General features: G+C 67.6%; 5 protein-coding genes and 2 pseudogenes. 5 read left to right on the top strand and 2 right to left on the bottom strand.

What is annotated here, in order from left to right; all coding sequences use genetic code 11:
* Nucleotides 1-253 (bottom strand): annotated as a pseudogene (locus A9X01_RS29015) (hypothetical protein); the annotation flags it as partial.
* Between A9X01_RS29015 and cofH the strand changes: the two are divergent.
* Nucleotides 245-1,258: pseudogene (gene cofH / locus A9X01_RS11520) on the top strand (5-amino-6-(D-ribitylamino)uracil--L-tyrosine 4-hydroxyphenyl transferase CofH); the annotation flags it as partial. The pseudogenes A9X01_RS29015 and cofH overlap by 9 nt on opposite strands.
* 80 nt (nt 1,259-1,338) lie before the next feature.
* On the opposite strand, the gene A9X01_RS11525 reads toward cofH, so the two are convergent.
* Nucleotides 1,339-1,671 (bottom strand): hemophore-related protein, encoded by a 333-nt coding sequence (locus tag A9X01_RS11525; RefSeq protein ID WP_065120910.1) that lies wholly within the window; start codon nt 1,669-1,671, stop codon nt 1,339-1,341.
* Nucleotides 1,672-2,085: 414 nt separating this feature from the next.
* Between A9X01_RS11525 and fdxA the strand changes: the two genes are divergently transcribed.
* From fdxA to A9X01_RS11545, 4 genes are read left to right on the top strand one after another with little or no spacing between them, the layout of a single operon-like run.
* On the top strand, nt 2,086-2,409 hold the full coding sequence (gene fdxA, locus A9X01_RS11530; RefSeq protein ID WP_036360621.1) for a ferredoxin: 324 nt from the start codon (nt 2,086-2,088) through the stop codon (nt 2,407-2,409).
* Between the two features lie 26 nt (nt 2,410-2,435).
* Nucleotides 2,436-3,521 (top strand): succinyldiaminopimelate transaminase, encoded by a 1,086-nt coding sequence (gene dapC / locus A9X01_RS11535; RefSeq protein WP_155772033.1) that lies wholly within the window; start codon nt 2,436-2,438, stop codon nt 3,519-3,521.
* Nucleotides 3,522-3,581: 60 nt separating this feature from the next.
* Nucleotides 3,582-5,909: an APC family permease gene (locus tag A9X01_RS11540; RefSeq protein ID WP_065120913.1), complete on the top strand. Its 2,328-nt coding sequence runs from the start codon at nt 3,582-3,584 to the stop codon at nt 5,907-5,909.
* A gap of 45 nt (nt 5,910-5,954) precedes the next feature.
* Entirely contained in the window at nt 5,955-7,223 is a 1,269-nt protein-coding gene (locus tag A9X01_RS11545) for an alpha/beta hydrolase (RefSeq protein ID WP_081282331.1), read from the top strand.
* Nucleotides 7,224-7,366 lie beyond the last annotated feature (143 nt).

Raw genomic sequence — 7,366 nt, forward strand, 5'->3', positions numbered from 1 at the left:
CGGGCCCCGCGGGGGGGGCCCCCCCCAGACCCCCCGCGGCGCCCCCGCCGCCGGGCGCGCGCGCGCCCGCCCCCAACGCCGCGAGCACGTCGGTGTCCAGGCGTTCCGGCGCTTTCGCACCTTGGGCGGCCAGCTCGTGCACCCGCGACCGGATCGATTCCCAGTCGCCGAAGGCACTGTCGAGGTCGCTGCGGGTTTCGCTGTTGCGGCCCTCGGTGTCGATCGCGGCGTTCAGGTCCACCCGGCCGCTGGTCCCGCGCTGGAAGCGGTTGCGGCGCTAGCGGATTCGTTGCGCCGCGAGGTAGTCGGTGACGACGTGACGTTCGTGGTGAACCGCAACATCAACTTCACCAACATCTGCTACACCGGCTGCCGGTTCTGCGCGTTCGCCCAACGCAAAGGGGACGCCGACGCGTATTCACTGTCCGCGCAGGAGGTGGCCGACCGCGCGTGGGAGGCCCACGTCGCCGGCGCCACCGAGATCTGCATGCAGGGCGGTATCGACCCCGAGTTGCCGGTGACCGGCTATGCCGATCTGGTGCGCGCGGTCAAGGCGCGGGTGCCGTCCATGCACGTGCATGCCTTCTCGCCGATGGAGATCGCCAACGGTGTGACCAAGAGCGGGCTGAGCATTCGGGAGTGGCTGACCGGGTTGCGCGAAGCCGGGCTGGACACCATTCCCGGCACGGCCGCCGAGATCCTCGACGACGAGGTGCGGTGGGTGCTGACCAAGGGAAAGCTACCGACGTCGCTGTGGGTGGAAATCGTGACCACGGCGCATGAGGTGGGGCTGCGGTCGTCGTCGACGATGATGTACGGGCACGTGGACAGTCCGAAGCACTGGGTGGGCCATCTGAATGTGTTGCGCGGTATTCAGGATCGCACGGGCGGCTTCACCGAGTTCGTGCCGCTGCCGTTCGTCCATCAGAACTCACCGCTTTATCTGGCCGGTGCGGCCCGGCCGGGGCCGACCCACCGGGACAACCGCGCGGTGCACGCGCTGGCACGGATCATGCTGCACGGCCGCATCTCGCACATCCAGACCAGCTGGGTGAAGCTCGGCGTGGAGCGCACGCAAGTGATGCTCAACGGCGGCGCCAACGATTTGGGCGGCACGCTGATGGAGGAAACCATCTCGCGGATGGCAGGTTCGGAGCATGGATCGGCGAAGTCGGTAGCGGAATTGACGGCTATCGCCGAGGGCATCGGCCGGCCCGCTCGTCAGCGCACCACGACGTACGCCTCGATAGCCGCCTGAGCCCGGCAAAAAACCGCGAGCGCAACGCCGGCGTCACTCCCGGTGGAGATCAGCCGCGGCGTTACGCTCGCGGGTCGAACTCAGTAGCTGCTACAAACTCCGGCGACGGACTCCACCACGCCGACGTACTGCGAAGCACCCGGCATGGCCTGCAGCTGCGCGGCCATCTGTGCACGCTGCGGCGGCGGCGAAGCCAGGAACCGCTGCAGGTAGCTCTGCGCGATCGGCGACGAGTTCAACTGCGCCGCGGCACCCGGGTTCGTCGCGTTGAGCGCGGCGATCACCTGCGGGTAGCTGCACGTCGTGTTCACAGCGACGTCCATCGGATCTGCCGAGGCGATTCCACTCCCGAGGCCCAGCGACACTGCCAGACCCCCTGTAACCACGGCCATCTTGGTAAGCGACAACCTCATTTTCGGACACCTTCCCCAAAATATTGCACCGTCAGACACGACGGCGACGACATCTGCCCAGCGGTTGCCGTCTGCGTAAAAGGCTACCAGGCACCGCGGACTTGCTCTTCACGACTTTGTTATCGCCGGAGCGGGCGCAGATGTAACTCTTTGCTGCTCAGAGGCTTATTTCGCAAAATTTCGCGGTGGGCGAAATCGGCGCCGAGAAGGCTCGCCGAGCGCCTCGACGGCTGCGCGAACCGCGCGGGCACTAGGTTGGGACCGACTTGACGTCTCGGCCGGGCGTGCCAATTGCCGGGCTTGTATATGCAACGTCTAGTATCAGTAACCGAAGGCTTACCCGGGAAGCCCCTTGGGTAACTACTAGCAGCCCACCGTTGAGCCGTTCATGGAGGACACGTTGAGGAGACGTCCGTGACGTACGTGATTTCCCAGCCTTGTGTCGACATCAAAGACAAGGCGTGCATCGAAGAGTGCCCGGTCGACTGCATCTACGAGGGTGCCCGGATGCTGTTCATCCACCCCGACGAATGCGTCGACTGCGGAGCTTGTGAACCGGTCTGTCCCGTCGAGGCGATCTACTACGAAGACGACGTGCCCGACCAGTGGAGCGAGTACACCCAGATCAACGCCGACTTCTTCGTCGAGCTGGGATCGCCGGGTGGCGCCGCGAAGGTCGGCCTGACCGAGAACGACCCGCAGGTGGTCAAGGATCTGCCCCCGCAGGGCGAGGACTGACCGCGCCGATGCAGCGCCGGCAGACCGTGTCGGCGTCCCTGCCGGAGTTCCCCTGGGACACCCTGGCCGAGGCGAAGGCCACCGCCGCCGCTCATCCCGACGGCATCGTCGACCTCTCGGTCGGCACCCCGGTGGACCCCGTCGCGCCGCTGATCCAGGATGCGCTGGCGTCGGCCAGTGCCGAGCCGGGTTATCCGGCCACCGCCGGGACCGCGCAGCTGCGTGAGTCGGCGGTCGCCGCGCTGGCGCGCCGGTTCGGCGTCACCGGGGTGGCCGAGTCGGCGGTGTTGCCCGTCATCGGTACCAAGGAACTGATCGCGTGGTTGCCGACCCTGCTCGGACTGGGGCCCGCGGATGTGGTGGTGGTGCCCGAACTGGCGTACCCGACCTATGACGTGGGCGCGCGGCTGGCGGGAGCCCAAGTGGTGCGCGCGGATTCGCTCACCCAGCTCGGCCCCCAGACTCCGGCGTTGGTGTTCCTGAATTCGCCGAGCAATCCGACCGGCCGCGTCCTGGGTATCGAGCATCTGCGCAAGGTCGTCGGATGGGCCCGCGAGCGCGGCGTGCTGGTGGCTTCCGACGAGTGCTATCTCGGCCTGGCCTGGGATGCCGCACCGCTGTCGGTGCTGCACCCGTCGGTCTGCGACGGCGACCACCGGGGGCTGCTGGCGGTGCACTCGCTGTCCAAGAGTTCATCGCTGGCCGGATACCGGGCCGGGCTGGTCACCGGTGACGCGAGTCTGGTCGCCGAACTGCTGGCGGTGCGTAAACACGCCGGGATGATCGTGCCCACGCCGGTGCAGGCCGCCATGGTTGCCGCGCTGGACGACGATGATCACGAGAAGTTGCAGCGGGAACGCTATGCGCAGCGCCGGGCGGTGCTGCTGCCCGCGCTGCGGTCGGCGGGATTCACCGTCGACCATTCGGAGGCCGGCCTGTATCTGTGGGCCAGTCGCGGCGAGGGATGCCACGAGACGGTGGCCTGGCTGGCCGAGCGCGGCATCCTGGTGGCGCCCGGCGACTTCTACGGGCCCGGCGGCGCCCGGCACGTGCGGGTCGCGCTGACCGCCACCGACGAGCGCATCGCCGCCGCGGTTCGGCGCCTCTCTTAAGGTCCGTCGGTGACGCGAGCGGCGGGCGATTCGACCGGCAAGCTGCGAATTCCGCTGACGATGGGCGACGTCCTCAAGCGGGTGTTTCTGGGCAAGCCGCTGATCACCGAGGAACTGGCCGAGGAACGGTTGTCCAACCGCGTCGCCCTGGGTGCGCTGTCGCCCGACGCGATCTCGTCGACGGCCTATGGCCCCGAGCAGATCCTCATCGAGTTGCTGCCCCAGGCGGGGCTGGCGGCGTTCGCGTTGCTGCTGCCCATCACCGGCGTCATCCTGCTGATCCTGGTGCTGGTGGCGGCGTCGTACCGGCAGGTGGTCATGGCCTACACCCGGGCCGGCGGTTCATACATCGTGGCGCGGGACAACTTCGGGCCGAAGATCGCGCAGGTGGCCGCGGCGGCGCTGCTGATCGACTATGTGGTGACGGTGGCGGTGCAAGCCGCGGCGGGCACGGTTGCCGTGGTGTCGGCATTGCCGGCGCTGGGCCCGTTCAGCCTGGAGATCACCATCGGCGTGGTGATCTTTATCTGCTACCTGAACCTGCGCGGACTGAAGGAAGCGGGAAAGCCGTTCGCGGCGGCGACCTACCTGTTCATCATCATGGTATCGGCCACCATCGTGACGGGCGTTGTGCGTCATCTGTTTTGGAGTCTGCCGATTTACGATCCGCACCAACTGCCCGGAACCGTGGCGGTGCAACAGGGCAACGGCCTGGTGATGGGCGCGACCATTCTGGTGTTGCTGCGCGCGTTCGCCAACGGCGGCTCGTCGCTGACGGGGGTCGAGGCGATCTCCAACACCGTCGAGGTATTCCGAAAGCCGCAGGGCCGCAACGCGCGCCGGGTGCTCACCGCGATGGCGTGCATCCTGGGGTTCCTGCTGGCAGGCGTGGCCTACCTCGCATACGCCACGCACGCCACGCCGTACTTGACCGAGTATCCGTCGGTGCTGTCCCAGATCGCCCGGGCGGTGTTCGGCACCGGCGTGGTCGGGCACGTGTGCTTCATCCTGGTGCAGGCGTCCACCGCCGCGATCCTGTTCACCGGGGCCAACACCAGCTTCAACGGCTTCCCGGCGCTGGCCAGTTTCGTTGCCGAGGACCGGTTTCTGCCGCGGCAGCTGATGAAACGCGGTCACCGACTGGTGTTCTCCAACGGCATCATCGCGCTCACGGCGCTGTCGGTGGTGCTGTTGTTGACCACCGGGGGATCGGTGAACGCTCTGGTGCCGTTCTATGCGATCGGGGTGTTCACCGGCTTCGCGATGGCCGGGTACGGAATGACCAAACATCATCTGACGCACCGGGAACCGGGTTGGCGGCACCGGCTGGTGATCAACCTGTCCGCGGGCATCATGTCGACGATCGTGGTGGGGATCTTCGCGGTCGCGAAGTTCACCGAGGGGGCATGGCTCGTCGTTGTGGTCTTCCCGCTGCTGGTGCTCGCGTTGATTCGGCTGAACCGCGAATATCGCGCCGAGGCAGCGATTCTCGAGATGTTCCGCACCGACCGGCCGGAGTTGGTGAAGTATGCGCGGCACCGGGTGTTCATCTTCGTGAACTCGGTGGACCTGGCGGTGATCGAGGCCCTGCGATACGGGAAGGGATTGCGGGCCGACGAGTTGATCGCCGTGCATTTCATGGTCGACGCGGTGCACGCCGCGCAGCTCCGAAAGCGTTGGGACGATTTCGAATTGGACACCCGGCTGCGGGTGATCGATTGCCCGGATCGCCGCGTGACGCGTGCCGCCCAGATCCTGGTGGCGCGGACCAGCAGGGAGAACCCCGACACCAATGTGACGGTGTTGCTGCCGCGCCGCACCTACGCGCCGCTGTTGGGACGCCTGTTGCACGACCGGACCGCGGACAAGATCGCCCGCGCGGTCAGCCTCATTCCTGATGCCGCCGCCACGATCGTGCCGTACGACGTGCAGTCGCGGATCAAGGACGCCTATCCGCAACGGCTCGAGCAGCGGATCGCCCGTGAGCTCGACAGGTTCGGGGCGTGGGTGTCCCAAGCCGAGGACCGCGACGTCGAGGCCTACGAGCATCCCGATCGTCGGTCGTCGGTGATCACGGTGGCGAGTCTGATCCCCGGCCAGCGCGCCACCATCGAGGGGCGGGTCAGCGAGGTGGAGGACATCGCCAAGCGCCGGGGCACGTTCCGCTGGATCGTGGTCGGCGACGACAGCGGCGAGGTCCGCATCAGGTTCCGGCCGGACCGTGGCGGGGCTGACATCCAGCCCGGGCAGTTGCTGCGGGTGACCGGCAAGGCGCGGCAGAGCGGCAATCGGCCGATGTGGATGGTGGACCCCTCATACACCGTGGTCGAGGAGCCGGCGGAGACCCGGGACGCCGGTGGGGCGGGGGCGGCCGGGGAAATCGGCTGAGGCCGCCGGTTAGATTCGTTGGGTAGTTCGTATGAGGAGGCAGCTTTGAAACGATTGGCCGCGGTCGGGGCCGCGTTGCTGGCGGTGTTGGGGTCGGTGTTCACGTTGAACGGGTACCGGCCACTGAGCAAGAAGGGGTATGGCGCGGGCCATGCCTTCGCCTTCGGCCTGATCGCCTCCGAACTACCGCTGCAGTCCGCGGCGGCACACGCGACCGCACTGGCGACCGTGTCGCGCTGGGTGCCGGCCCGGTTGCTCGGTTACAGCTGGCTGGTGTCGGCGCTGTCCTGGCTGGGCTTGTTCGGTCTGCACCGCATCGGTCAGCGCTCCGACGAAACGTTGACCGCGGCGCTGGACGAGGGCCTGGGTGCCGACCGTCGCCGCGAGGCGGGCGATCTGTGGAAGCGGCCGGCGACGGACGGCGCGACCGCCAAGAAGCCCGGCCCGGCCCGGATGCTGCGCATCTGGCGTGACTACGCGCACGACACGGACATCAGTTACGGGGAGTACGGCGCCCGGAACCAGCTCGACATCTGGCGGCGACCCGACCTCGACCGCGGGGGTCGGGCGCCGGTGCTGCTGCAGGTCCATGGTGGCGCCTGGATGGTGGGAAACAAACGGGGACAAGCGCATCCGTTGATGAGCCATCTCGCCGAGCTGGGCTGGGTGTGTGTGTCGGTGAACTATAGGCTCAGCCCCCGCTCGACGTGGCCCGACCAGATCGCCGACGTCAAGCGCGCGATCGCGTGGACGAAGGAGCACATCGCCGAATACGGCGGGGACCCGGACTGGATCGCGATCACCGGTGGCTCCGCCGGCGGGCACCTGTCGTCGCTTGCCGCCGTCACGCCCAACTACCCGCTGTTCCAGCCCGGCTTCGAGGAACTGGACACCCGCGTGCAGGCGGCGGTGCCGTTCTACGGGTTCTACGACTTCACCCGGGACGACGCGGTGCATCCGATGATGCCGGCGATGATGGGCAAGCGAGTGTTCAAGCTGAGCCGGAATGAGATCGCCGAGCCGTTCCGGCTGGCCTCGTCGATCACCCACGTGTCCGAGGACGCGCCGCCGTTCTTCGTCCTGCACGGGGTCAACGATTCGCTGATCCCGGTCGAGCAGGCGCGCAGTTTCGTCGCACGGTTGCGCGAAGTCAGCAGGCAGCCGGTGGTGTATGCCGAATTGCCTTACGCGCAACACGCTTTCGACATTTTCGGCTCGGTCCGCGCGTCGCACGCTGCGGTTGCCGTGGAGCAGTTCCTTGCCGAGGTCTACGCCGCTTCGCGGACGGGCAGTCTGAGCCACCAGGCGGGCTAGCGAAAGGGCCGGAGGCGGTATCCCGGCGCACAAGCTCAAAGGCGTCCCCGGCGAATGGCAGCTGTTCGCCGTCGCTTCGGGGTAAGACTCTCCGGCCATCAGAAGGGTGGTGGGTCGTCGTCGTTTGGCGGGGGGGGTGGGGG

Source organism: Mycobacterium asiaticum (assembly GCF_001668675.1).
Taxonomy (GTDB): domain Bacteria; phylum Actinomycetota; class Actinomycetes; order Mycobacteriales; family Mycobacteriaceae; genus Mycobacterium; species Mycobacterium asiaticum_D.